Origin of the sequence: Jejuibacter sp. L23, assembly GCF_050815825.1 — a bacterium.
Classification (GTDB): domain Bacteria; phylum Pseudomonadota; class Gammaproteobacteria; order Enterobacterales; family Enterobacteriaceae; genus Jejubacter; species Jejubacter calystegiae.
This window is the reverse complement of sequence record NZ_CP138199.1, coordinates 1150506-1174854: the sequence shown is the minus strand read 5'-3', so window position 1 is coordinate 1174854 and position 24349 is coordinate 1150506. Positions and strand designations below refer to the sequence as shown.

Here is a 24349-nt window from a genome sequence, read left to right as displayed (position 1 = left end):
ACATCATGATGAGTCCCAGATGAGTTTTGATACAGCCAAATACCCGACACTGGCGCTGGTGGAATCCACCCAGGAGTTGCGCCTGTTGCCGAAAGAGACCCTGCCGCAGCTATGCGACGAACTGCGTCGCTACCTGCTCGACAGCGTAAGCCGCTCCAGCGGGCATTTCGCTTCCGGGCTTGGCACGATTGAACTGACCGTCGCCCTGCATTACGTCTACAACACGCCGTTTGATCGCCTGATCTGGGACGTGGGCCACCAGGCCTATCCGCACAAAATTCTGACCGGGCGTCGGGACAGGATCGGCACCATCCGTCAAAAAGGCGGGCTGCATCCTTTCCCGTGGCGCGGCGAAAGTGAGTATGACGTGCTGAGCGTAGGCCACTCTTCCACCTCCATCAGCGCCGGTATCGGCGTCGCGGTGGCGGCAGCCAAAGAGGAAAAAAATCGTCGCACGGTCTGCGTGATCGGCGATGGCGCTATTACCGCCGGAATGGCCTTCGAAGCCATGAACCACGCAGGGGACATTCGCCCCGATATGCTGGTGGTGCTGAACGACAACGAAATGTCGATTTCGGAAAACGTCGGTGCCCTGAATAATCACCTGGCTCAGTTACTTTCCGGCAAGCTGTACTCCTCGCTGCGTGAAGGCGGTAAGCGGGTTTTCTCTGGCGTACCGCCCATCAAAGAGCTGCTCAAGCGCACCGAAGAGCACATTAAAGGCATGGTAGTGCCGGGCACGCTGTTTGAAGAGCTGGGCTTTAACTACATTGGTCCGGTAGACGGTCACGACGTGCAGGGGCTGGTCAGCACCCTGAAGAATATGCGCGACCTGAAGGGGCCACAGTTTCTGCATATCATGACCAAAAAGGGTCGCGGCTACGAGCCGGCGGAAAAAGACCCTATCGCCTGGCACGCGGTACCGAAATTCGATCCAAGCAGCGGCAAACTGCCCAAATCGGGCGGCGGACTGCCGGGTTACTCCCAGATTTTCGGCGACTGGCTGTGTGAAACCGCAGCAGAGGACGAAAAGCTGATGGCGGTTACCCCGGCCATGCGTGAAGGTTCCGGCATGGTGGAGTTTTCCCGCCGCTTCCCGGATCAATATTTTGACGTCGCCATCGCCGAACAGCACGCGGTGACTTTCGCCGCCGGACTGGCCATTGGCGGCTATAAGCCGGTAGTGGCTATTTACTCCACCTTCCTGCAACGCGCCTATGACCAGTTGATCCACGATGTGGCGATTCAGCAGCTGCCGGTACTGTTCGCCATCGATCGCGCCGGTATTGTCGGTGCCGACGGTCAGACGCACCAGGGCGCCTTCGATCTCAGCTTCCTGCGTTGTATTCCCGGCATGGTGATTATGACCCCCAGCGACGAGAACGAATGCCGTCTGATGCTGCATACCGGCTACCACTACAGCGACGGCCCCAGCGCGGTGCGCTACCCGCGCGGCAGCGTACGCGGCGTGGAGCAGACGCCTCTGGCGCCATTGCCCATCGGTAAAGGCGTCGTGAAGCGCGAAGGGGAAAAACTGGCGATCCTGAACTTTGGCACCCTGCTGCCGGAAGCGGAAAAGGTCGCCGAAAGCCTGAACGCTACGCTTGTGGATATGCGCTTTGTGAAGCCGCTGGATGAAGCGCTGATTCTCGATATGGCGCAACGCCATGAAGCGCTCATTACCGTGGAAGAGAATGCCATTATGGGTGGCGCCGGTAGCGGCGTAAACGAAACGCTAATGGCCCACCGTAAAGCGATTCCGGTACTGAATCTGGGCCTGCCCGATCACTTTATTCCTCAGGGCACCCAGGACGAGGCTCGGGCAGATATCGGGCTAAATGCCGAAGGTATGGAAGCACGTATCCGCGACTGGCTGACTCTTTAATCCCTCCGTGCCCTCCCGCTGCTATCCTTAATTCACCAGAGATAACAGCGGGAGCACAGCATGCACTACCAGACCCTGGGAACCACCGATCTTAAGGTATCCTCACTCTGCCTGGGTTGTATGACCTTTGGCGAGCCTAATCGCGGCAACCATCCCTGGACGCTGCCGGAAGAGAGCAGCCGTCCGCTAATTCAGCAGGCCCTGGAGCAGGGCATCAATTTTTTCGACACCGCCAACAGCTATTCCGACGGCAGCAGCGAAGAGATTGTCGGCCGGGCGTTACGGGACTTCGCACGCCGTGACGAGGTAGTGGTTGCCACCAAGGTCTACTTCCCGGTGAGCGATCAGGGCGCCGGACTCTCCCGCGCCCAAATTCGTCGGGCCATTGATGACAGCCTGCGACGGCTGGGTATGGACTATGTCGACCTGTATCAAATTCATCGCTGGGATCCCTGGACCCCGCTGGAAGAGACCCTGGAAGCGCTGGATGAGGTGGTGAAGGCGGGAAAAGCCCGCTATATCGGCGCTTCATCGATGTATGCCTGGCAGTTCGCCAAAGCGCTCTATACCCAGCAGCACCGGGGCTGGGCGCGCTTTGTCACCATGCAGGATCAGTACAACCTGATTCAGCGTGAAGAAGAGCGGGAAATGCTGCCGCTGTGCGCGGCGGAAAAGGTGGCGGTCATCCCCTGGAGCCCACTGGCTCGCGGCCGTCTGGCGCGCCCCTGGGGCGAAACCACCGCCCGCCAGGCCTCAGACGAAGTTGGCAAGACGCTCTATAACAACAGCGAAGAGAACGATGAACAGGTAGCCAGACGACTGGCCCGCATCGCCCAGGATAAAAACGCCAGTCTGGCGCAGGTGGCGCTGGCCTGGCTGATGAGTAAACCGGGTGTCGCCGCCCCGATCATCGGCGCTTCGCGTCCCGATCAACTGGATGAGCTGGTGAAATCGGTAGAGGTAAAACTGACGGAAGAAGAGATTGCCGAACTGGAGATGCTCTACCAACCGCATCACGTGGTGGGATTTAAATAGCAGAAGGCGCCCCTGACAAATGCCAGGGGCGCCGCCGATAAATTACAGCAGCGGCCAGTAGTAGCCTGCAAACCAGAGGATCGCTGCGGCGATCACCCCGGCCACGATATCGTCCACCATAATCCCCATTCCGCCGTGCACGTTGCGATCAAACCAGCGGATCGGCCAGGGTTTCCACATATCCAGAATCCGGAACAGCACAAAACCCGCCGCAATCCAGCGCCAGTCGGCTACCGGAATCGCCATCAGGGTGATCCACATTCCAATAAATTCATCCCAGACAATGCTGCCGTGATCGTGGACCCCCATATCCCGGGCGGTGCGATGGCACAGCCAGACGCCGATACAGATCCCCAGCAACAGCAACAGCGCATAGAGATCCGGCGGCAGGCGGTGAAACAACCACCAGAAAGGGATCGCAGCCAGCGAGCCCATGGTACCCGGCACCACCGGACTCAGCCCGCTGCCAAAACCCGTCGCCAGCAGGTGACAGGGGTTACGTAAATTCAGACGGCGCTTCGCGGCCGCATTACTCTCTCGCAAAGTGGTCATAGCCCTTCCATTCCAGCGTAACGGCCTGCCCTTCCCGGGTAAGGCGCAGCCCATCCGCTGCGGCAGTCATCTGTCCGATACAGGCCCATGGCGTGCCGGTCTGGCCTAAAGCCACTTCCAGCGCGCCGCGGTTGCGCTCCGGCGCGGTAAAGCACAGTTCATAGTCTTCACCGCCGGAAAGCGCCCAGCGCAGCGCCTGGTCCGGCGTCGCGCTCTGCTGCAGTTCATGAGACAGCGGCAACTTTTCCAGTTCCAGGCGGGCGCCGCAGTCACTCGCTTTAAGGATATGCCCGAGATCGGCAATCAGACCATCAGAGATGTCTATAGCGCTGGAAGCCAGGTCTCGTAGCGCCTTGCCCTGCAAAATACGGGGCGTCGGCCGCAGATGGCGCTGTACCAGATAGCGGGCATCCTGTGGTTTCTCCGGTGATAACTCACCCTGCAAAATCGCCAGTCCGGCAGCGCTATCCCCCAGGGTTCCGGTCACATAAATCCAGTCGCCCGCCTTCGCACCGCTGCGCTTCAGCGCCCGCCCGGCAGGTACGTAACCATGAATACCCAGGGTCATCGCCAGCGGACCACGCGTGGTATCGCCGCCAATCAGTTGCATATCGTAGTAGTTAAGCTGTTCGAACAGACTGTCGCTAAAAGCCTGTAACCACGCTTCATCTACCGACGGTAGCGTCAACGCCAGAGTCAGCCAGGCAGGATCGGCCCCCATGGCGGCCAGATCGCTTAAATTCACCGCCAGCGCCTTACAGGCCAGATCGGCGGGATCGATATCCGACAAAAAGTGGGTGCCCCCCACCAGGGTATCGGTGCTGATAGCCAGCCACTGTTTTTCCGGCACCGCCAGCAGCGCACAGTCGTCGCCAATGCCGGTTTCCACATCGCGTCGCAGAGTGCGGGCGCGATCAAAATAACGGGCAATCAGAGAGAATTCGCCGCTTGCCATAGGGAATGCCTCAACTCAGGGGATAAAGAACAAAGGCCGGCAACGCCGGCCTTTAAGGCTACTTCTTACGGGGACGAATATGAGGAGCGGCTTTATCCAGCACGCCATTGACGAATTTGTGGCTGTCTTCAGCGCCGAAGGTTTTCGCCAGTTCAATCGCTTCGTTGATCGCCACTTTGTACGGCACATCATCACGTTTGGACAGCTCATACAGCGCAAGGCGCAGTATCGCCTTTTCCACCTGACCCAGCTCATCGAGCTGACGGGAAAGATAAGGCGCCATCAGATTATCGAGATACGCGCTGTTGGTCGCCACCCCGGAGAGCAGTTCACGGAAGTACGTTACGTCAACATCCTTGACGTCCTGTTCCGCCAGGAACTGGTATTCAACATCGGCGATGTCGTTCTGGGACAACTGCCAGGAGTACAGCGCCTGAACGGCACACTCACGGGCACGACGACGAGCAGCAGGTTTCACGGAATTCCCCTTACTAAAATCAAGCCTTAATGGCTTTTAACACATTAATCATTTCCAGCGCGGTCAGCGCCGCTTCGGCGCCTTTATTACCGGCTTTGGTTCCAGCACGCTCAATAGCCTGCTCGATACTTTCGGTGGTGAGTACGCCAAAGGCGACCGGGATTTCGCTTTCCTGCGCCACGTGGGCCAGACCGTTGCTGGCGCCCCCTGCAACGTACTCGAAATGTGCAGTGCCGCCGCGAATAACCGTACCCAGCGCGATAACCGCGTCATATTTGCCGGTTTTGGCAAGCGCACCCGCCGTCAGCGGCAGTTCATAAGCACCCGGAACCCACACCACGGTAATGTTTTCATCTTTGACCTGACCAATGCGCTTCATGGCATCGATCGCGCCTTCCAGCAGGTTATCGTTGATGAAGTTGTTAAAACGCGCGATGGTGATAGCAACGCGGGCGTCCGGCGCTGCGACATTAGCTTCAATAATGTTCATACTTGTCCTTAACGGGTTCAGTTATCCCCCGATATAGGGGGGCGGATTCTATCATAAAGTTCAACGCTCTGCTCAGGCTTTGTATACCCTAAATAATTCGAGTTGCGGGACATCTCTGCCCCAGGCGAACGTGCATTAGCACGGCCCCTGAATTATAACGGGTATATTATGCGCCAGCAGGGGTCAGCGTTACGCGCAGATCGGGCCCTATCGCCCGTACTTCGCTGAATGCAAAGGTCGGCGCATCGGCCAGTTGGTCGAGCCCTGGCAGGCGACATAAACCCCGGGCGCCGTCGCCCAGCAGTTTCGGCGCCAGATAGACGATAAGCTCATCCACCACCCCGGCCTGCAACAGCGCACCGGCCAGAGTCGCCCCAGCTTCAACCCATACCGAATTAATCTGGCGCCGGCCAAGCTGCATCATCAGCGCCACCAGATCGATATGCCCCTGACGTTCAGGCAGCAGCAGGTGATCAACCGCCTCCGGCCAGTCTACCTCGTCGCGCGCCAGGCGCGCCAGCCAGGTTTCGCCGGGCTGTTGCACCAGGCGATGCTGCGGCGTCACCCGGTTGCGGCTGTCTACCACCACCCTGACGGGTTGACGCACATTGGCCTTCGGGTAGCGCGCCCGGGTGGCTTCATCCAGTTCATTCCAGCGCACCGTGAGCGACGGATCGTCCGCCAACACCGTAGCGCTACTGGTCAGAATCGCGGCGCTCTGCGCTCGCAGACGCTGCACATCGCGTCGCGCCTGGGGGGAGGTTATCCACTGGCTTTCGCCGCTGGCCATGGCAGTACCGCCATCCAGCGATGCCCCCAGCTTAAGCTGCACCCAGGGGAAACCGGTGCGCATCCGCTTCAAAAAGCCGCGGTTCAATACTTCGGCCTCGTTCATCATCAGGCCGTGGCTGACCTCGATACCGGCTTCACGCAGACGATGCATGCCGCGCCCGGCCACCTGCGGATTAGGATCCTGCATCGCCACCACCACCCGGGCGACCCCGGCGGCGATCAGCGCCTGGCAGCACGGTGGCGTGCGTCCGTGATGACTGCAAGGCTCCAGGGTTACGTAAGCGGTGGCGCCGCGCGCCTGCTCGCCCGCCATACGCAGGGCATGAACTTCGGCGTGTGGTTCACCGGCGCGGTAGTGAAAGCCTTCACCGACAATGGCGCCGTCGCGTGCGATAACGCAGCCGACCCGGGGATTAGGATGAGTGGTAAAACGCCCACGGCGCGCAAGCTCTAACGCGCGCGCCATATAGAGTTGGTCCTGCATGAGCATCAGTCCTGTAAGCGGGCAATCTCTTCGCCAAATTCGCGAATATCTTCAAAACTGCGGTAAACCGAGGCAAAACGAATGTAGGCCACTTTATCCAGTTTTTTAAGCTGTTCCATCACCAGATTGCCAATCTCTTTACTGGGAATCTCGCGCTCGCCGGTAGCGCGCAGCTGGGATTTAATGTGATTTAACGCCATTTCGACGTCGTCGGAGCTGACCGGGCGCTTTTCCAGCGCTTTTTGCATACCGCTACGCAGCTTATCTTCATTAAAGGGCTCGCGGACATCGTTACTCTTTATCACCCGCGGCATAACCAGCTCCGCCACTTCGAAAGTGGTAAAACGCTCGTGACACACCAGACACTGACGGCGGCGGCGCACTGACGACCCCTCTCCCACCAGGCGGGAATCAATCACTTTGGTGTCCACAGCGAAACAAAATGGGCAATGCATAGGGCTACCTGTATCCGGAAATGGTGACTGCTTTACAGTTTACCCTGTAACGCCCGGGACAACAAAGAGACCGACGCTTTGAGACAAAGGATCTATGTTTTCTGTCACACTGCTTCTACCATTACAGTAACTCGCTGAACAAAAGGAACCTTTTTATGATGACAACGCGTTGCCTGAAGCTGATTCTGGCAGGAAGTCTCTTCACGCTTACCGCCTGTGCCGCCCAGAAAGAGGTGCGTCAGGTCAGTAATGAAGTGCAGGCGATGAATCAACAGATGAACAAGCTGAGCCAGCAGTCGGTGAAGCTGACCCAGCAGAACGCCCTGAACGCCAACTCAACCAGCGGCGCATATCTGCTGCCGGACTCGAAAACCGCCGCCCAACTGGATAGCCAGATAGGCACCCTGACCATGACCTTAAGCAAGGTGGTCGCTACCAATAATGGTACCCGCGCCACGCTCACCATTCGCGGCGGTAACAGCGCACCGCTGCCCGCCTTTAGCGGCAAGGTAGAATGGGGTCAGTTACAGGGCACCCTGGAAAACTACCAGGAAGTTAACGTGCAGACCTATCCGATTAATGTGCCGAAAAGCGTGCTGGTGCCGAGTGATGTCGATATCCCGCTCGATATGCCCGGTATCACGCCGGATCAACTGGGCTTTATCCGGGTACACGATATTGTGCCGTCGGACCCCAGCTATCAGCCGCCGGCCAAATCCCCTTTCGCCAGCTAAGCTTTCGCCCGTTCATCTGACGGATGAACGGGCGCCTTCCCCGCCATACAAAATTCCTTTCATCCCAACGCGCCCCGGACTGGATAAATCTGACGAAATGAGTAGAATTCCGACGTCTTTATCGTTTAATTGTGAAGACAATCGATTACCTGAATGATAACGACGTGAAAAAAGACGCATTTTTGTGAGAAAGGCTTATTTATAATAGCCCACCTTGCTACGGCGCGCTGAGATGCGCCGGCTTCCCGGTAACTTTCCCGGACAACCGAAAAACAGTGGCGAAATGATGAAAAAAATGATGTTAGCGGCTGGCGCCGCAGTGGCGCTCTCCTGCTCTTTTTCCGCAAGCGCAGCGGATAGCAATAGCGAATACCTCTCGGACTGGTGGCACCAGAGCGTCAACGTGGTGGGCAGCTATCACACCCGCTTTGGACCTCAACTGCGCAATGACACCTACCTGGAATACGAAGCTTTCGCGAAAAAAGACTGGTTCGATTTCTATGGCTACATCGACGCCCCGCGCTTCTTCGGCGGCGACGGCAGTTCTACCGGTATCTGGAACCACGGCTCTCCGCTGTTTATGGAGATCGAACCGCGCTTTTCCATCGACAAACTGAGCGGTCTGGATCTGAGCGTAGGACCGTTTAAAGAGTGGTACTTCGCCAACAACTATATCTATGATATGGGCCGTAACAGCGACAATCGCCAGAATACCTGGTATATGGGCCTGGGGACCGATGTTGAAACCGGTCTGCCGATGAGTCTGTCGCTTAACGTCTACGCCAAATATCAGTGGGAAAACTACGGCGCGGCTAACGAAGACAGCTGGGACGGCTACCGCTTCAAAATTAAATACTTTGTGCCTATCACCGATCTGTGGGGCGGCAAGCTGAGCTACATCGGTTTTACCAACTTCGACTGGGGTTCCGATCTGGGCGATGAACCGAACCGCACCAGCAACTCTATCGCCTCCAGCCACATTCTGGCGCTGAACTATGACCACTGGCACTACTCGTTTGTCGCCCGTTACTTCCATAACGGCGGTCAGTGGCAGGACGGCCCGGAGATGAACTTCGGCAAGGGCGATTTCCGGGTTCGCTCCACTGGCTGGGGTTACTACCTGGTAGCGGGTTACAACTTCTAATTCCAGAAAAATATTCGGGGATGAGGGCAACGCTCTCCCCGAATTAAAAAACAGCGTCTTAAAGCTTATTCCTCAAAGTTCCCCCTGACAGCCCCCATAATGCGTATTTTCTCAAAGAAGTAATAAAGCAATATTTCTGTCTATACTGGCATTAGCGAACCACCAATTACAAATGATAACCAGACTGTAAACTCACGCCCATGAACCTGAGGATAACAATCTATGCATAAATCCTGTATAAAATACGTTCCCCTGCTGATGTTAATGTTATTCATTACCGTTAAAAATAACGTATATGCAGCCACACCTGAATATTCAGTGGTAGTAGATGCAGGAAGTAGTAAGACCAGAGCCATACTTTATCAAGTGTCGGACAGTGATTCAGTTAAGGAAGTCGCATCAGAAACCCAAAAAACGCCGCTAGCCAGTTTCTCTCAATCTCCTGAAAATGCAGGCAAAGAGTTAATAGCTCCGCTGCTGAAAAAGGTATTAAACTCATATAATAATAAGCCACAGACGATCGACATCAACGTATTAGGCACAGCAGGAATGCGTCAGTTAACGGCAGATATGCAAGAAAAGATCTATCGTAGTATTCAACAAACCGTCAAAGATGAGGGCTATCGACAGGGTAGGATAGGAACTATCGATGGCTGGGAGGAAGGCGCCTTCGCATGGGTTCATCTTAACCAGTTGGCAGGGCTGACAGGCACAGATAACACTCAGGGAATTATTGAGGTGGGCGGCGCCTCAACCCAGATAACTTTTGACAGCAAAAATGCCTCACTGTCGGGCACGCACCCGCTAAAACTGAAAGGAAAAACATATTATTTATGGAGCCGAAGTTTACTGGGATTCGGCGCTAACTCAATACGCGATGAAGTAGATAAAAAAGAGGGGAAGAAAGCCTGTTACCCGCAAGGATATCAAAATTCCAAAGGGTTTGATTTTAACCAGTGTGATCAAGGTTATGACAACGCATTAGCAGAGAATCCAGAGGCACTTAGCATACTGAAAGCTACCGCCGGGATCCCGGCTCTTAAAACAACTCAGTTTGTTGGGTTAAGCGCTCTCAATTATACTCTTGGCTTCTTCGACACGCCTACAGCGGAAAAGGGGCAACTGAAAGAAAACATTACCACCAGTTGTACCAGTTTTAGCGACATTAACAACCAGATAAAAAACAATCCTACCAAGGACAGTTATCAACCAGAAAATAAATGCGCCAATGGGACTTTTGTTTATAATCTGCTATATGACTACCTGAAACTGGGTGATAAAAAGATTACCGGCGTAAAAAATTACAACGGCTCAGATATTCGATGGACCGCAGGATACCTGATTCTGGCCCATGAGAATCAGAATAAATAGCACCAGGGCCCTGAGTTACAACATCTAATCTTCGGCTTCCACATCAGGGAGGGGCTGACTTCCCTCCCACTTCCGACGCTGTTGCCGCAGAAAATCCTGTAGTGAACGATCTGAACGCTCCTGAAAATGCCGCCCGACCAGACTTACCGACCGGCAGCGATCCAGACGAAAGCTTCGATAATCGTCCCGCAGTTCACACCAGCTCACCAGTAACCAGTGCATGCCCCAGAAGGCCAAACCCAGCGGGCAAACTTCACGCCGGGTATCCCGCTCTTTGCCGTCACAATAGACGATCTCCAGCACCTGCTGACGCCCGGTGGCCGTGTGAATAATATCAAACCAGCGGCGGGATGCCGCATTCTGCCCCAAATCCGGCGCCAGAATACGGCTACGCTCCGCCACTAAACGACGCTGCGCAGAGAGAATCGCCAGCAGCTTTTCCCGGGTGGAATCTGCCGCCTGTCCCATCTGCTCCCCACTCCAGGTACGCACCATACAGAGTGCCGCCACCGTAGCTTCCACCTCCAACGGCGTTAGCATTAACGGCGGCAGCTCGAACCCTGGCAGCAGGCGATAGCCACACCCGGCTTCCCCATGAACCGGCACCCCGGACAGCGAGAGATCCTGAATATCGCGGTAGATGGTACGCTCCGACACGGACAGCCGTTCAGCGAGCTGCGCTGCCGTGACGCAGCGCCGCCCACGCAGTATCTGCACAATCAGGAACAAACGGTCAGCGCGTCGGGACATCTGCGTCACTCTACACAGGGGGAACAGTGGTCACTATATCAGTATTCAGAGAGCCTGATGCAGCCCTATTCGGTTACCTTCGCTATCAATAATCCGGGCGATAGTGCCGATACCCTCCAGCGCCAGCGGGCCAAAGCAACAGCGCCCTCCTTGCCTGCACGCCCGCGCAACAGCGCCTTCAATATCGTCGGTAACCAGATAGATCACCGGGCCATCAGTACCGGGCGTGAAATCCTGCCCCTGCGTCAGCGCACCGCCAGGCGCCGGTTCCTGGTAGGGAAAAACCGCCAGACCGGCGTCCGGCATCTCTTCAGGGCGTAGCGTAATGCCCAGCATGCCCTCATAGAATGCAGTAGCCCGTGCCATGTCCCTTACCGGAATTTCAAACCAGCTCATAATGTTGTTCATCTCATCTTCTCCTGTTGTTTTCTGATAACAGGAGACAGTTTGCCCCCCTCCTACTGACAGCGTCCTGTCAGGAGACTCTCGACAGGCGAAAAAAAACCGCGACGCCAAAGGGTCGCGGTTTTTTTTCAGGCAAACGCCGGGATTACGGCAGAATTGACGGCTGATCCGCCCCTTCTTTCTCCACCTTCTGCTGCTGGATGTGCTCGCGTTTCATCCCCAACTTCAGCGCCAGTGCAGACGCTACATAGATGGAAGAGACGGTCCCGATGGAAACCCCGATCAGCATCGCCAGCGAGAAGCCTTCCAGCATCGCGCCACCGAAGATATAGAGCATCAGAACCACCACCAGAGTGGTCCCTGAGGTCATCAGGGTTCGGCTCAGAGTCTGGGTCAGCGACACGTTAAAGATTTCGTAAGAGGTCCCGCGACGAATTCTGCGGAAGTTCTCACGAATACGGTCGGAGACCACAATACTGTCGTTCAGCGAGTAGCCGATAACCGACATCAGTGAAGCGATGATGGTCAGGTCGATCTCGATATGGAACAGCGACAGAATACCTAAGGTAATCACCACATCGTGCGCCAGCGCGATAACAGCCCCTAACGCCAGGCGCCACTCAAAGCGGAAGCCCACGTAGATAAGGATACTGATCAGCGCCACCAGCAGTGCCATGGCCCCGGCCTGAGCCAGATCGGCCCCCACGCTGGGTCCGACAAACTCGATACGCTTGACGGTCGCATTCTGGCTGGTCGCTTCGTTAATCACGCTAACGACCTTGTTACCCAACGCCTGACCGCCAGCTTCACCTTCCGCCGGCGGCATACGGACCATCACGTCGCGGCTGCTGCCAAAGTTCTGCAGCTGCGGTTCGTCGAAGCCTGCTTTTTCCAGCGCATCACGCATGACATCCATCTGCGCCGGTTGTTCCAGGTTGATCTCAATGACCGTACCGCCGGTAAAGTCCAGTCCCCAGTTGAAGCCTTTCACGCCGATAATAGCCAACGAGGCGATCAACAACAGCCCGGAGATAGCAAAGGCGACATTGTCCCAGCGCATAAAGTCATAGACTTTACGACCGTGGTTGAGTTGTTCAACGCTATATTCCTGTGCCACAACTCACTCCTCAGATAGACAGCTTGTTAATACGCTTGCCGCCGTACAACAGGTTGACGATGGCGCGCGTGCCGACGATGGCGGTGAACATCGAGGTTGCCACACCGATAGCGGTGGTGATGGCAAAGCCCTTGATGGAGCCGGTACCGACGGCGTAAAGAATGATGGCGGTAATCAGCGTGGTAACGTTGGCGTCAATGATTGAACTAAACGCCCCTTTATACCCTTCGTGAATAGCCTGCTGTACCGAACGCCCGTTCTTAAGTTCTTCCTTAATACGTTCGTTAATCAGTACGTTGGCATCCACCGCCACCGCCAGCGTGAGCACGATACCGGCAATCCCCGGCATGGTTAGCGTGGCCCCCGGCAGCAGCGACATTACCCCAACAATTAACACCAGGTTAGCGATAAGCGCAGAAGTGGCGATAATGCCAAACTTCTTATAGAAGAAGACCATAAAGACGATGGACGCCACCAGCCCCCACAGACAGGCTTCCAGGCCCTGTTTGATGTTCTGCATCCCCAGAGTCGGCCCAATGGTACGCTCTTCCACGATCTGGATCGGCGCAATCAGCGCACCGGCACGCAGCAGCAGAGAGAGCTGGCGCGCTTCGTTGGCGTTGCTGATACCGGTAATGCGGAAGCTGTTGCCCAGACGCGACTGAATGTTCGCCACGTTGATCACTTCTTCCTGCTTCGCCAGAATCGCACGGCCATTGGCGTCTTTCTTACCGCTGTCCTTATACTCCACAAACAGGGTCGCCATCGGCTTACCAATGTTGTCCTTGGTGAAGTTGGACATGATGTTACCGCCAGCGCTATCCAGAGAGATATTCACCTGCGGCTGGTTGTATTCGTCCTGGCTGGAGGTAGAGTCGGTGATATGGTCACCGGTCAGAATCACGCGCTTGTACAGCACCACCGGCTGCCCTTCACGGGTCATCTTCACTTCAGAATCGCCCGGTACGCGGCCAGAAGCGGCAGCGGACTGATCGACGCTGGTGTTCACCAGACGGAACTCCAGGGTCGCCGTGGCGCCCAGAATTTCTTTGGCGCGAGCGGTATCCTGAATCCCCGGCAGCTCAACCACAATACGGTCGGCGCCCTGGCGCTGTACCAGCGGTTCGGCAACGCCCAGTTGGTTAACACGGTTACGCAGGATGTTGATGTTCTGCTGCACCGCGTATTCACGCGCTTCGCGCAGACGATCGTCAGACATTACGGCACGCAGACCATTGCTGCCCTGGCCGCTAATCACCAGATCGCGGTGGCGCCCCTGCAGATAAGAGACGGCGTCGTCACGCGTGGAGCCGTTGCGGAAAGAGATATCCACGCCATAGTTGTTGGTCTTGCGTACGTTGGTCCAGGCAATGCCCTTGTCGCGCAGGTCGCTACGCAGACTGTCGATATTCTGCTCCTGGAGTTTACCCAGAGCGGTTTCCATATCCACTTCCATCAGGAAGTGAACGCCGCCGCGCAGATCAAGACCCAGCTTCATCGGCTCGGCGGCAATGGTCGACAGCCAGCGTGGGGTAGCGGGGGCAAGGTTGAGCGCCACGACGTACTGGTCACCCAGCACCTCCATCAGGGATTCACGGGCGCGCAGCTGTGTATCGGACGAGTCAAAGCGAGCGAGGATAGAACCATCCTCCAGCGCTATCGACTTCGCGGAAATTTGTTCTTTTTTTAAGGTGTTCTGGACCTGGTTCAGCGTTTGCTCACTGGCGGCGACGCCGCGCGCGCCAGTGATCTGAACGGCCGGATCCTCACCATACAGGTTGGGGAGCGCATACAGCAGACCGACGATAATGACGACGATCAGCATGATGTACTTCCACAAAGGATAACGGTTTAACACGGCAGTTCCCTTCGGGAAAACGGAAAATTACAGCGCCTTCATGGTGCCTTTCGGCAGGACAGCTGCGACGAAGTCACGTTTGATGACCACTTCGGTGGTGTCGTTCAGCGCCATAACGATGTAGCCATTTTCCGCCACTTTAGAAACGCGCCCAACCAGACCGCCGTTGGTCAGCACTTCATCACCCTTGGCGATGGAGTCCATCAGTTTTTTATGCTCTTTGGTACGCTTCTGCTGCGGACGCAGGATCATAAAGTAGAAAATCAGGCCGAAAACCACCAGCATCAGAATCAGCGACATTGGGCTACCCTGAGCCGGAGCGCCGGTAGCGGCAACAGCATCAGAAATGAAAAAACTCATTAAATTTCCCTCATTTTTAAATTAATCAACAGATAACGCTGGGACCGGTTTACCCTGACGTGTGTAAAAGTCCGCGACGAAGTGCTCTAATTTACCCTCTTCGATAGCCTGGCGTAAACCGGCCATCAAACGCTGGTAGTAACGCAGATTATGAATGGTATTGAGCCGCGCGCCCAGAATTTCATTACAGCGATCAAGATGATGCAGATAAGCGCGCGAGTAATGGCGACACGTGTAGCAATCACACTCTGGATCCAGCGGCGACGTATCGCTCTTATGCTTCGCATTGCGAATTTTCACCACGCCATCGGTCACAAAAAGATGACCGTTGCGCGCATTACGGGTCGGCATCACGCAGTCGAACATATCGATACCGCGGCGCACCCCTTCCACCAGGTCTTCCGGTTTCCCCACGCCCATAAGGTAACGCGGCTTGTCTGCCGGAATCTGCGGGCAGACATGCTCAAGAATGCGGTGCATATCCGCTTTCGGCTCACCAACAGCCAGGCCGCCGACAGCGTAGCCATCAAAGCCTATCTCTACCAGCCCTTTAACCGAGATATCTCGTAAATCTTCGTAAACGCTACCCTGAATGATACCAAACAGCGCATTCGGGTTATTCAACTGGTCGAAGCGGTCGCGACTGCGTTTCGCCCAACGCAGAGACATCTCCATCGAACGCTTAGCGTAATCCCAGTCCGCCGGGTACGGCGTACATTCGTCGAAGATCATCACGATATCGGAACCGAGATCGTACTGAATCTCCATCGACTTTTCCGGGCTCAGGAAGATGGAATCACCGTTGATCGGGTTGCGAAAATGCACCCCCTCTTCGGTGATCTTGCGGATATCCCCCAGGCTGAAGACCTGGAAGCCGCCAGAGTCGGTCAGAATCGGACCTTTCCACTGCATAAAGTCGTGCAGATCGCCGTGCAGCTTCATGATCTCCTGGCCGGGGCGTAGCCACAGATGGAAAGTATTGCCCAGGATTATCTGCGCGCCGGTGGCTTCCACCTCTTCCGGCGTCATCCCTTTTACGGTGCCGTAGGTACCCACCGGCATAAACGCGGGGGTTTCTACCGTGCCGCGTTCAAACACCAGACGGCCACGGCGTGCGCGACCCTCGGTGGTCTGAAGTTCAAATTTCACTTATCCTCCAATCAGATACACAGTCTGACGGTTAAAACACAACCCTCACCCCGGCCCTCTCCCTGAGGGAGAGGGGGAACGTCAAAAACAGGGATTGTTAATCCCCTCTCCCCTCACCAGAAGGGAACGTCAAAACAAGGGGTTGTTAATCCCATCCCCCCTCACCAGAGGGGAACGTCAAAACCCGATTTTTTAATCCCCTCCCCCCTGCGGGGAGAGGGTCAGGGTGAGGGGGTCATTAATGGCCTGCGGATTGTACGTGATAAACATCGCATCGCCATAGCTGAAAAATCGGTATTCCGCTTTCACCGCCTCCTGATAGGCGTGCATGGTGTGTTGATATCCCGCAAAAGCGGAAACCAGCATAATCAGCGTGGATTCCGGCAGATGGAAGTTGGTGACCAGCGCATCGATAATCCGATACTGGTAACCGGGATAGATAAAGATCTGCGTATCGTCGAAAAACGGCTCGATGATATCCTGCTGCGCTGCCTGGGCTGCGCTTTCCAGCGAACGCACCGAGGTGGTGCCCACCGCGATAACCCGATTACCTCGAGCCTTACAGGCCAGTACCGCGTCCACGACCTCCTGAGGCACTTCCGCGTATTCCGAGTGCATCACGTGATCTTCAATGCTTTCCACCCGCACCGGCTGAAAGGTGCCCGCCCCCACGTGCAGAGTCACAAAGGCCATCTCTACCCCTTTACGGCGCAGGGCCTCCAGCAGCGGTTCATCGAAGTGCAGACCCGCCGTCGGCGCGGCCACGGCGCCGGGCTTCTCACTGTAGACCGTCTGATAGAGTTCACGATCCGCTTCTTCATCTGGTCTGTCGATATAGGGCGGCAGCGGCATATGACCAATCGCGTTTAAAATTTCCAGTACCGGGCGCGGGTCGTTAAACTGAACTTCGAATAGCGCGTCATGGCGCGCCACCATGGTGGCCTGAATGCTCTCATCTTCGCCAAGCAGCAGTTCGGCACCCGGCTTCGGCGCTTTGGAGGCGCGGATATGGGCCAGCACCCGGTGCTCATCCAGCATCCGTTCGACCAGCACCTCGATCCGCCCACCGCTGGCCTTGCGGCCAAACAGGCGCGCCGGAATCACCCGGGTATTATTAAAGACCAGCAGGTCTCCGGGGTTGAGCTTATCGAGCAGATCGGTGAAAGTGCCATGCGTAAGCTGCCCAGTTGGCCCGTCGAGCGACAATAAGCGACAGGCGCTGCGATTAGGCTGTGGATAATGGGCAATCAGGGATTCAGGGAGTTCAAAAGAGAAATCGGCAAGACGCATGACAGGAAACTCAGGCTTAAAAACAGGCGGCCTAGTCTAGTGCCGGGGGCCCCTCCCTGCAACTTGAATTATTTAAGACGCAAGCCATCTGACACTACGAAATCACTAAGGAACCTATGAACTTTCTTGCCCACCTGCATCTCGCCACTCTGGCGCACAGTTCCCTTGCGGGAAACCTGCTGGCCGACTTTGTGCGTGGAAATCCGGATGAACAGTGGTCGCCGGAGGTAGCTGCTGGTATCTGGATGCACCGTCGCATCGATGCCATGACCGACGATCTGCCGGAAGTGCGCACCGCCAGGGAGTGGTTCCGCCCGCAAACCCGCAGGGTTTCCCCCATTACCCTGGATGTGGTCTGGGATCACTTCCTGTCGCGCCACTGGTCGCGCATCTGCCCCGACCAGCCGCTGCCGCAGTTCGTCGCCCATGCCGAGGCGGCTATCGCCCCCATCCTCCCCCAGGCGCCGGAACCTTTTGTCAATCTGAATCACTATCTGTGGCCCGAGCGCTGGCTGGAACGCTATGCCGATATGGCGTTTATTGCCCGGGTCCTGAACGGGATGGCTAACCGCCGCCCGAAGCTGGCGGCGCTGCGCGACTCCTGGCAGGACCTGGACGACCATTACGACCAGCTTGAACAGCTGTTCTGGCAGTTTTATCCGCGCATGATGAAGCTTGCCCGGGAACGCCGGTTGTAACGCTAACGGCTACGCCAGACCGTCACAGATACCGCCCCCAGCGTCAGGCGCTCGCCTTCCATGCTCCCTTCTCCCAACTGACGCTGCCAGTCACCGTTCGCCAGCAGCGGCGATGGCGCCAGCGTAATCTCAGAAGCCGTACCGCGGTTAATGACCACCAGCACCCGCTCACGCTGCCAGAGCCGCACAAAGGCCAGGATATCACCTTCGGCGTACACCACCTGACAGCCGCCGCGCCGTAGCGCCGTGCTCTGACGACGCAGCTTCGCCAGTTGCTGATAAAACGCCAGTAACTCACCATCCTGCTGTGCTTGATCCCACGGAAAGGGCCGACGGCACATCGGATCCATATCCCCTTCCACGCCGACTTCGTCGCCGTAATAGATACCGGGCACGCCGGGCCAGCAGAACATCCAGGCTACCCCCAGCGGTAGACGCGCCCGATCCTTACCCAGCAGAGAGATAAAGCGCGGCGTATCGTGGCTGTTCAACTGGTTAAACATGCGAAGCTGCTGCTGATGCGACAGCCCGGCGCGATACTGCTCCATCCAGGCCGCGCAGGTTTTGGCATCAATCCGCTGAGGATCGTACGAAATATCGGTATTCGCCAGAAATGCCCAGACCGGAAAGGTAAAGCCGCGATAGTTCATAGAAGCGTCTTCGGCATCGGCCTGTAACCACTGGCGCGCATCACCGAAATGTTCACCAAATACGAAAGCATCCGACCGGGTCTCTTTCGCCGCCTGACGAATCCCGGCCACGTGGCGCAGGTTGTTACCCGCCCCACCACCTTCGCCGAGCATATGCACCACATCGAGCCGCCAGCCGTCCATACTCCACGGCTCGCGCAGCCAGTGGCGCACAATGCTGTTCTCGCCCCGGTAGATCTCATCTACCACGCCGCTGGCGCGGTAGTCGAGCTTCGGCAGGCTGGGATAGCCCAGCCAGTCCAGCGCCTTGCCATCTTCGGAAAAGCTATACCAGTCGCGCCACGACGACGCGGGGTTATGGCAGGCGCCGGTCGTCGAGTCCGTGTGGCGATCGAACCAGCGGTGGCTGTCGCCGGTATGGTTAAACACCCCGTCGAGCACCAGTCGCATTCCCTGCTGCCGGGTACGGTGACGCAGGCGCAGCAGCGCTTCATCCCCCCCGAAGGCGGGATCGACGCGACGATAGTCTTCGGTATCGTATTTATGCACGCTCGGCGCCACAAACACCGGGTTCAGATACAGCGCGGTCACCCCCAGGCGTTTCAGCCAGGGCAGCTTTTCGTTAATACCGTCCAGGTCGCCGCCGTAAAAGGTCGAGCCCCCGGCCTCTGGCGTTAAGGGCTCATGCCATTCGCACCGCCGGATATCGCGGTTTGCCGCATGGTGCCGGTAAACGCTTTCCTGCTCGAAGGAACGCCGGGTGCTACGGGCAAAGCGATCCGGGAAAATCTGGTAGAAAATCTGATCCGCCACCCAGTCAGGCCCGACATCCGGCGCATCCACGGCAAACTGCTCAAGGCGGGGCGGTGGAAAATCGCTAAAGCCCAGCGGCGCGAACCACTGTTGCCTGTCGGCCCATAGCAGCTTAAAGCAGTAGCGGCGGCGCGACTGTCCGCTACTGAGATCGATGCTGGCGCGCCACGCGGTAATCCCCGGGTGCGGTGCCTGCGCCTGCCGGGTCATCTCGATCGGCGTCTCTTCGTTATCGATTTCAGTACGCAGCATCAGCCGCTGCGGCAGCGCATCTCCCGCCAGCCACAGCGTAATGGTCATCTTCTGTCCCCGGATAGCCACAAACGGCGCTACCGGCAGGTGCCAGGCCTGTAACATGGTGAATCCCCTGTGTCAGAAACTGGCCTCACCTTGCCATAAGGACCAGGGCGATTGCTCATCATCACAAAGAGATTTGGGGGAGGAGACGGGGGGAGGAGACTGGCCGCCCAACTTGCGGCGGCCAGACAGGGGATTATTGACTGCGGCGACGCTTAACCCACCAGCCAATGAGCAGCAACGCTATCCAGGCAAACCCCACATACAGCGAGATGCGGGTTTCCGGATGGTAGCCAATCAGCGCGATAATAAAGGCCAGGAAAATCAGCCCCACCACCGTAGTCGGAGTCCCGCCAGGCACTTTAAATTTCAGGGCCTTAACCTCATCCGTAGACAGACGACGGCGGAAGGCTATCTGCGACAGCAGAATCATAATCCACACCCAGACGGTAGCGAAGGTCGCAAGCGAGGCGATAACCAGGAACACGTTTTCCGGCATAATGTAGTTGAGCCAGGCGGCTATCAGCAGCGCCACCGTCATCACCATCACCGTAACCCAGGGAATACCGTTACGCGAAGTTTTGGCGAAAATCTTCGGTGCGCTGCCCTGCTCCGCCATGCCGTGCAGCATACGGCCTACGCCGAACACATCGCTGTTAATCGCCGATAGCGAGGCCGTCAGCACCACAAAGTTCAGGATGCTGGCGGCAAAGGCAATACCCAGATGCTGGAAGGTCAGAACGAAGGGACTACCATTAGTGCCCACCTGGTTCCAGGGATAGATAGACATGATCACAAACAGCGTACCGACATAGAACACCAGAATACGCATCGGTACTGAGTTAATCGCGCGGGGAATAGACTTCGACGGGTCCTTAGCTTCACCGGCGGTAATACCGATAATCTCGATCCCGCCATAGGCGAACATCACCATTTGCAGCGACATGACCATCCCCAGCCAGCCATTGGCGAAGAAGCCGCCATTACTCCACAGGTTATGAATACCGGTCGGCTGACCGCTGTTGCCGATGCCCCAGATGATGATGCCGAAACCGGCGACAATCATGATGATAATGGTGGCGACTTTGAAAAACGAGAACCAGAACTCCAACTCGCCGAACACCTTCACGCTCATCAGGTTGATGGCGCAAATCAGCAGCACCACGCTCAGTACCCAAATCCAGTGCGGTACCGTCGGGAACCAAACCCCCATATAGATACCGAATGCCGTTACGTCGGCTATCGCCACTATCAGGATCTCAAAGCAGTAGGTCCAGCCGGTGATGTAACCGGCAAGCGGCCCCAGGTTCTCCTGGGCATAGCGGGAAAAGGAGCTGGCCGACGGGTTATGAACCGACATCTCGCCCAGCGCGCGCATGATGATGTAGGCCACCACGCCACCGATAAGATAGGCCAGCAGCACGCTTGGCCCCGCCATTCGAATGGCATCGGCCGAGCCGTAGAACAATCCGGTGCCGATCGCCGACCCTAACGCCATAAAGCGTATGTGCCGGGTGCTCAGGCCACGTTTGAGCTTATTTTTTTCCATTGAACCAATCCACTAAAATAAAAAAACCACGGGGCTAAGCCCGTGGTTAACAACAAATCTTTCTGGTTACTGCACGGCTGACGTCGTCGGGCGTCCTGCCACGCGGTCCCAAATAGCACAAATAACCAGTACCGCCGCTGTCGGCAGTAGCCACGCCAGTCCCTGGTCGGCCAGCGGCAGATGTGCAACCCACTCAGGCTGCCAGGCAAGCGCGGAGGCTTTTAGCCCATCCATTATTCCAAACACCAGGCTCACCAACATGGCTGGCGCTATCACCCGGGTGGAACTGTGCCACAGCGAGCGGGTAAAGCTCAACACAACCAGAACGATACAGGGGGGGTAAATCAAGGTCAACACGGGGATGGAGATCTGAATCAGGTGACTCAGCCCAAGATTCGAAATCACCATCGAGAACAGGCCCAGGATAAAGACCAGCGTGCGATATGAGAACGGCAGATACTGAGCAAAGAACTCTGCGCAGGCACAGGTCAAACCGACCGCAGTAACCAGGCAGGCCAGGAAAATCAGAATCGCCAGCAGGAAGCTACCGAAGCCACCGAAGGTGTGCTGAACATAGGCATGCAGAATGGCCGCGCCGTTAGCGGACTGATCCACCAGCGCCATACTGTCAGAGCCCAGACGGAACAGCGCCAGATAGAGCAGCGTCAGGCCGATACCGGCAATCAGACCCGCCCAGATGGTGTAGCGGGTAAGCAGTTTCGCCTCAGTCACGCCGCGCGAACGGGCGGCGTTGACAATGACGATACCGAACACCATGGCGCCCAGGGTGTCCATGGTCAGATAGCCGTTCACAAAGCCGTTCGAGAATGGGGCATTCTGGTAGGCCTCGGTCGCAGTGCTGATACCACCGGCCGGCCAGATAATCGCTGCCACCGCCAGCACAATCAGCGCCAGAATTTTCAGCGGCGCCAGGAAGTGGCCCACGGTGTCCAACAACTTGCCCGGATAGAGCGAAACAAAAATCACCAGCGCGAAGTAAATCAGGCTGTAGATCAGCAGCGGCATGGCGCCACTGCCGGTCAGCGGCGCGATACCGACTTCAAAGGAGACGGTTGCGGTACGCGGTGTGGCAAACAGCGGTCCCACGGCCAGATAGCAGACGGTTGCCAGCAGAATGCCGGCACGGCGGCCAATGGGGGAGCTCAGGCTATCCACTCCACCGCCGACCCGAGCCAGCGCTACAACGGTCATCACCGGCAGACCAACAGCGGTAATCAGAAAGCCAAAAGAGGCCCACCAGACGTGCTCGCCGGCCTGTAAGCCAACCATGGGCGGGAAGATAATGTTGCCCGCGCCAACGAACAACGCAAAGGTCATAAAGCCCAGAGCGATGATGTCACGCGAAGTTAAACGATGGGTCATAAATTCGAGTTGCCTGTGGATGTGGTGTTGATTTTAGCAAATTTTTCGCCACGTCGGGGTGGTGAAAAAGCGGTCTAATCAGAAAATGACAGTGAGAAACGCTTCTCAACAAGCGTGGCGAAGAATTGTTTATCGATATACCACGCAATTCTGGTCAGTCTGACGATAATGGGGGCCAATTAAAACGCTTATAGCGTTTGAAGGCAAGAAGCGATCCTGAAACCAGAGTAATATACTAAACATATAATTACATCCAGACAGATGCACCAATTCTTCAACTTTAGTCCGGTTTATCATTCGAATAAAAAGCGAACAGCCGCAGGCATTAATTCCCTGCGGCGAAGGGAGAGTTAACCCTCCGTGCGATTATCAATCAACCGGACGGGTATCTGGAACGAAAAGCAGCTGCCCAGCCCGGGAACGCTTTCCACTTCCAGCCGGGTATCATGGTGGCTCAGGGCGTGTTTAACGATAGCCAGCCCCAGGCCGCTACCGCCGCTCTGGCGCGAACGGGCTTTATCCACCCGATAGAAACGCTCCGTCAGACGCGGCAGATGGTGGGCCGCAATTCCCGGACCGTCGTCACTCACGCTAAAGCGCGCGCCTTGCGGCGTCCGCTGCCAGCACACTGCGATATGCGATCCGGCGGGGGTATGATTAATGGCGTTATAGACCAGATTCGAGACGGCGCTGCGCAACTGTTCACTATTGCCACGAATCTTCAGGGCGGGCTCCACCTCGAAAGTGAACTGATGATCCGGCCCCAACGAGCGGGCGGCCTGCTCCACCTGACGCAGCATATCCGGAATATCCACGCTTTCACTCAGATCCAGGGTGGGCGAAGCTTCAATCCGCGACAGCGTCAGCAACTGTTGTACCAGGCTGCCCATCCGCTGCGTCTGCTCTTCCATGGTTAACAGCGCTTTATCACGCAACACGCCATCCGCTTCGCCTTCACGCAGCATCTCCAGATAGCCCTGGAGCACCGTCAGAGGCGTGCGCAGTTCATGGCTGACGTTGGCGAAAAAGTTACGCCTCGCCCCTTCCAGTTGATGCATCTGGGTCACATCTCTGGCCACTATCAGCCACTGACGATCGCTATAGGACATCACGCGGAATTCAAGATGTCGGCCGCTGTTCAGCACCAGATTCAATGGGCGGGAAAAGTCGCGTAACTTCAGGTAGTCGCTAAATTCGGGATAGCGCAGCAAGTTCAGGATATTCTGGCCGTTATCGTCGGGCCAGCGCAGGTTAAGCAACTGCTGCGCCAGGCCATTACACCAGAAGATCGCCCCCTCTTCAGTGGTCAACACCACCGCATCCGGCAGTGATTCGGCGCCGCTGCGAAAGCGCTTGATCAGGCTTCCCAGCTCATTGCGCCTCTTCCTGTTACGCATCTGCATCTGATGCAGTCCATAAAGCAGCGGTTCCCAGCTACCGCGCCCTGGCGGCGGCGTCATGCTGCGATCCACCCATAGCCACCAGGAGAGCCGCAGCAAATTATGGAAGTGCCAAATCAAAAGCCCCGTCACGGCAGCCAGTAAAAACCACGGCAGGTGCCCCACCAGCGCGCCAAGCAGCAGCGCTGGCAGACAACACAGGACCAGCTCAAAGGCCAGTCTTTTCCACGACAGCCGTTCCAGCAAAGGGCTTAC

23 protein-coding genes are annotated in these 24349 nt (G+C 56.7%); 6 read left to right on the top strand and 17 right to left on the bottom strand.

Features of this window, described 5'->3' with window-relative positions; all coding sequences use genetic code 11:
* Window positions 1-19: 19 nt before the first annotated feature.
* Window positions 20-1885, top strand: a complete 1866-nt coding sequence (dxs, locus tag SCU88_RS05405) for a 1-deoxy-D-xylulose-5-phosphate synthase (protein ID WP_138095994.1) — start codon at window positions 20-22, stop codon at window positions 1883-1885.
* Between the two features lie 60 nt (window positions 1886-1945).
* Window positions 1946-2920 carry an aldo/keto reductase gene (locus tag SCU88_RS05400; RefSeq protein ID WP_175339380.1) on the top strand — a complete coding sequence of 325 codons (975 nt, stop codon included), beginning with the start codon at window positions 1946-1948 and terminating at the stop codon, window positions 2918-2920.
* A gap of 42 nt (window positions 2921-2962) precedes the next feature.
* Here SCU88_RS05400 and pgpA read toward each other — a convergent pair whose 3' ends face one another.
* The 6 genes from pgpA to nrdR all read right to left on the bottom strand — a co-directional run bounded on the left by pgpA (window position 2963) and on the right by nrdR (window position 7126).
* Window positions 2963-3472, bottom strand: coding sequence for a phosphatidylglycerophosphatase A (pgpA, locus tag SCU88_RS05395; RefSeq protein ID WP_138095993.1), 510 nt, complete (start codon window positions 3470-3472; stop codon window positions 2963-2965).
* The gene (thiL, locus tag SCU88_RS05390) at window positions 3450-4427 is read right to left on the bottom strand and encodes a thiamine-phosphate kinase (RefSeq protein ID WP_175339379.1); all 978 of its coding nucleotides are present in this window, start codon (window positions 4425-4427) and stop codon (window positions 3450-3452) included. The genes pgpA and thiL overlap by 23 nt, the downstream gene beginning before the upstream one ends.
* A gap of 58 nt (window positions 4428-4485) precedes the next feature.
* Complete coding sequence (nusB, locus tag SCU88_RS05385) at window positions 4486-4905, bottom strand: transcription antitermination factor NusB (RefSeq protein ID WP_138095991.1); 420 nt, start codon at window positions 4903-4905, stop codon at window positions 4486-4488.
* A gap of 19 nt (window positions 4906-4924) precedes the next feature.
* Window positions 4925-5395, bottom strand: a complete 471-nt coding sequence (gene ribH / locus SCU88_RS05380) for a 6,7-dimethyl-8-ribityllumazine synthase (protein ID WP_138095990.1) — start codon at window positions 5393-5395, stop codon at window positions 4925-4927.
* Window positions 5396-5561: 166 nt separating this feature from the next.
* Entirely contained in the window at window positions 5562-6671 is a 1110-nt protein-coding gene (gene ribD, locus SCU88_RS05375; RefSeq protein WP_175339378.1) for a bifunctional diaminohydroxyphosphoribosylaminopyrimidine deaminase/5-amino-6-(5-phosphoribosylamino)uracil reductase RibD, read from the bottom strand.
* A gap of 5 nt (window positions 6672-6676) precedes the next feature.
* A complete protein-coding gene (nrdR, locus tag SCU88_RS05370) occupies window positions 6677-7126 on the bottom strand; it encodes a transcriptional regulator NrdR (protein ID WP_138095988.1) in 450 nt (149 codons plus the stop codon).
* A 158-nt stretch (window positions 7127-7284) separates the two neighbouring features.
* Here nrdR and SCU88_RS05365 point away from each other — a divergent pair, with 158 nt between their 5' ends.
* From SCU88_RS05365 to SCU88_RS05355, 3 genes are all read left to right on the top strand, one after another.
* Window positions 7285-7860: a DUF3251 domain-containing protein gene (locus tag SCU88_RS05365; protein WP_138099165.1), complete on the top strand. Its 576-nt coding sequence runs from the start codon at window positions 7285-7287 to the stop codon at window positions 7858-7860.
* A gap of 286 nt (window positions 7861-8146) precedes the next feature.
* A complete protein-coding gene (locus SCU88_RS05360) occupies window positions 8147-9004 on the top strand; it encodes a nucleoside-specific channel-forming protein Tsx (protein WP_138099164.1) in 858 nt (285 codons plus the stop codon).
* 222 nt (window positions 9005-9226) lie between these two features.
* Window positions 9227-10375, top strand: coding sequence for a hypothetical protein (locus SCU88_RS05355; protein WP_138095987.1), 1149 nt, complete (start codon window positions 9227-9229; stop codon window positions 10373-10375).
* A 24-nt stretch (window positions 10376-10399) separates the two neighbouring features.
* On the opposite strand, the gene SCU88_RS05350 is transcribed toward SCU88_RS05355, so the two are convergent.
* The 7 genes from SCU88_RS05350 to queA all read right to left on the bottom strand — a co-directional run bounded on the left by SCU88_RS05350 (window position 10400) and on the right by queA (window position 17304).
* A complete protein-coding gene (locus SCU88_RS05350; protein WP_175339377.1) occupies window positions 10400-11125 on the bottom strand; it encodes a WYL domain-containing protein in 726 nt (241 codons plus the stop codon).
* A gap of 45 nt (window positions 11126-11170) precedes the next feature.
* Entirely contained in the window at window positions 11171-11533 is a 363-nt protein-coding gene (locus SCU88_RS05345) for a VOC family protein (RefSeq protein ID WP_175339376.1), read from the bottom strand.
* A gap of 142 nt (window positions 11534-11675) precedes the next feature.
* Window positions 11676-12647, bottom strand: a complete 972-nt coding sequence (gene secF, locus SCU88_RS05340) for a protein translocase subunit SecF (protein WP_138095986.1) — start codon at window positions 12645-12647, stop codon at window positions 11676-11678.
* Window positions 12648-12657: 10 nt separating this feature from the next.
* Entirely contained in the window at window positions 12658-14505 is a 1848-nt protein-coding gene (secD, locus tag SCU88_RS05335) for a protein translocase subunit SecD (protein ID WP_138095985.1), read from the bottom strand.
* Window positions 14506-14532: 27 nt separating this feature from the next.
* The gene (gene yajC, locus SCU88_RS05330; RefSeq protein ID WP_138095984.1) at window positions 14533-14865 is read right to left on the bottom strand and encodes a preprotein translocase subunit YajC; all 333 of its coding nucleotides are present in this window, start codon (window positions 14863-14865) and stop codon (window positions 14533-14535) included.
* 21 nt (window positions 14866-14886) lie between these two features.
* Complete coding sequence (gene tgt, locus SCU88_RS05325) at window positions 14887-16014, bottom strand: tRNA guanosine(34) transglycosylase Tgt (protein ID WP_175339375.1); 1128 nt, start codon at window positions 16012-16014, stop codon at window positions 14887-14889.
* 192 nt (window positions 16015-16206) lie between these two features.
* Window positions 16207-17304 (bottom strand): tRNA preQ1(34) S-adenosylmethionine ribosyltransferase-isomerase QueA, encoded by a 1098-nt coding sequence (gene queA / locus SCU88_RS05320; RefSeq protein ID WP_175339374.1) that lies wholly within the window; start codon window positions 17302-17304, stop codon window positions 16207-16209.
* A 116-nt stretch (window positions 17305-17420) separates the two neighbouring features.
* Here queA and acpH point away from each other — a divergent pair, with 116 nt between their 5' ends.
* On the top strand, window positions 17421-18002 hold the full coding sequence (gene acpH / locus SCU88_RS05315) for an ACP phosphodiesterase (RefSeq protein WP_138095981.1): 582 nt from the start codon (window positions 17421-17423) through the stop codon (window positions 18000-18002).
* Window positions 18003-18004: 2 nt separating this feature from the next.
* On the opposite strand, the gene malZ is transcribed toward acpH, so the two are convergent.
* From malZ to phoR, 4 genes are all read right to left on the bottom strand, one after another.
* Window positions 18005-19822 (bottom strand): maltodextrin glucosidase, encoded by a 1818-nt coding sequence (gene malZ / locus SCU88_RS05310; protein WP_175339373.1) that lies wholly within the window; start codon window positions 19820-19822, stop codon window positions 18005-18007.
* Window positions 19823-19958: 136 nt separating this feature from the next.
* On the bottom strand, window positions 19959-21311 hold the full coding sequence (proY, locus tag SCU88_RS05305; RefSeq protein ID WP_138095979.1) for a proline-specific permease ProY: 1353 nt from the start codon (window positions 21309-21311) through the stop codon (window positions 19959-19961).
* 66 nt (window positions 21312-21377) lie between these two features.
* Complete coding sequence (brnQ, locus tag SCU88_RS05300) at window positions 21378-22694, bottom strand: branched-chain amino acid transporter carrier protein BrnQ (RefSeq protein ID WP_175339372.1); 1317 nt, start codon at window positions 22692-22694, stop codon at window positions 21378-21380.
* Window positions 22695-23044: 350 nt separating this feature from the next.
* Window positions 23045-24340 (bottom strand): phosphate regulon sensor histidine kinase PhoR, encoded by a 1296-nt coding sequence (phoR, locus tag SCU88_RS05295; protein ID WP_175339371.1) that lies wholly within the window; start codon window positions 24338-24340, stop codon window positions 23045-23047.
* Window positions 24341-24349 lie beyond the last annotated feature (9 nt).

Bases quoted from the DNA above. Each gene is read 5' to 3' on its own strand.
- dxs (WP_138095994.1), top strand. From the start codon at position 20: ATGAGTTTTGATACAGCCAAATACCCGACACTGGCGCTGGTGGAATCC.
- SCU88_RS05400 (WP_175339380.1), top strand. From the start codon at position 1,946: ATGCACTACCAGACCCTGGGAACCACCGATCTTAAGGTATCCTCACTC.
- pgpA (WP_138095993.1), bottom strand. From the start codon at position 3,472: ATGACCACTTTGCGAGAGAGTAATGCGGCCGCGAAGCGCCGTCTGAAT.
- thiL (WP_175339379.1), bottom strand. From the start codon at position 4,427: ATGGCAAGCGGCGAATTCTCTCTGATTGCCCGTTATTTTGATCGCGCC.
- ribH (WP_138095990.1), bottom strand. From the start codon at position 5,395: ATGAACATTATTGAAGCTAATGTCGCAGCGCCGGACGCCCGCGTTGCT.
- ribD (WP_175339378.1), bottom strand. From the start codon at position 6,671: ATGCAGGACCAACTCTATATGGCGCGCGCGTTAGAGCTTGCGCGCCGT.
- nrdR (WP_138095988.1), bottom strand. From the start codon at position 7,126: ATGCATTGCCCATTTTGTTTCGCTGTGGACACCAAAGTGATTGATTCC.
- SCU88_RS05365 (WP_138099165.1), top strand. From the start codon at position 7,285: ATGACAACGCGTTGCCTGAAGCTGATTCTGGCAGGAAGTCTCTTCACG.
- SCU88_RS05360 (WP_138099164.1), top strand. From the start codon at position 8,147: ATGAAAAAAATGATGTTAGCGGCTGGCGCCGCAGTGGCGCTCTCCTGC.
- SCU88_RS05355 (WP_138095987.1), top strand. From the start codon at position 9,227: ATGCATAAATCCTGTATAAAATACGTTCCCCTGCTGATGTTAATGTTA.
- SCU88_RS05350 (WP_175339377.1), bottom strand. From the start codon at position 11,125: ATGTCCCGACGCGCTGACCGTTTGTTCCTGATTGTGCAGATACTGCGT.
- SCU88_RS05345 (WP_175339376.1), bottom strand. From the start codon at position 11,533: ATGAACAACATTATGAGCTGGTTTGAAATTCCGGTAAGGGACATGGCA.
- yajC (WP_138095984.1), bottom strand. From the start codon at position 14,865: ATGAGTTTTTTCATTTCTGATGCTGTTGCCGCTACCGGCGCTCCGGCT.
- queA (WP_175339374.1), bottom strand. From the start codon at position 17,304: ATGCGTCTTGCCGATTTCTCTTTTGAACTCCCTGAATCCCTGATTGCC.
- acpH (WP_138095981.1), top strand. From the start codon at position 17,421: ATGAACTTTCTTGCCCACCTGCATCTCGCCACTCTGGCGCACAGTTCC.
- malZ (WP_175339373.1), bottom strand. From the start codon at position 19,822: ATGTTACAGGCCTGGCACCTGCCGGTAGCGCCGTTTGTGGCTATCCGG.
- proY (WP_138095979.1), bottom strand. From the start codon at position 21,311: ATGGAAAAAAATAAGCTCAAACGTGGCCTGAGCACCCGGCACATACGC.
- brnQ (WP_175339372.1), bottom strand. From the start codon at position 22,694: ATGACCCATCGTTTAACTTCGCGTGACATCATCGCTCTGGGCTTTATG.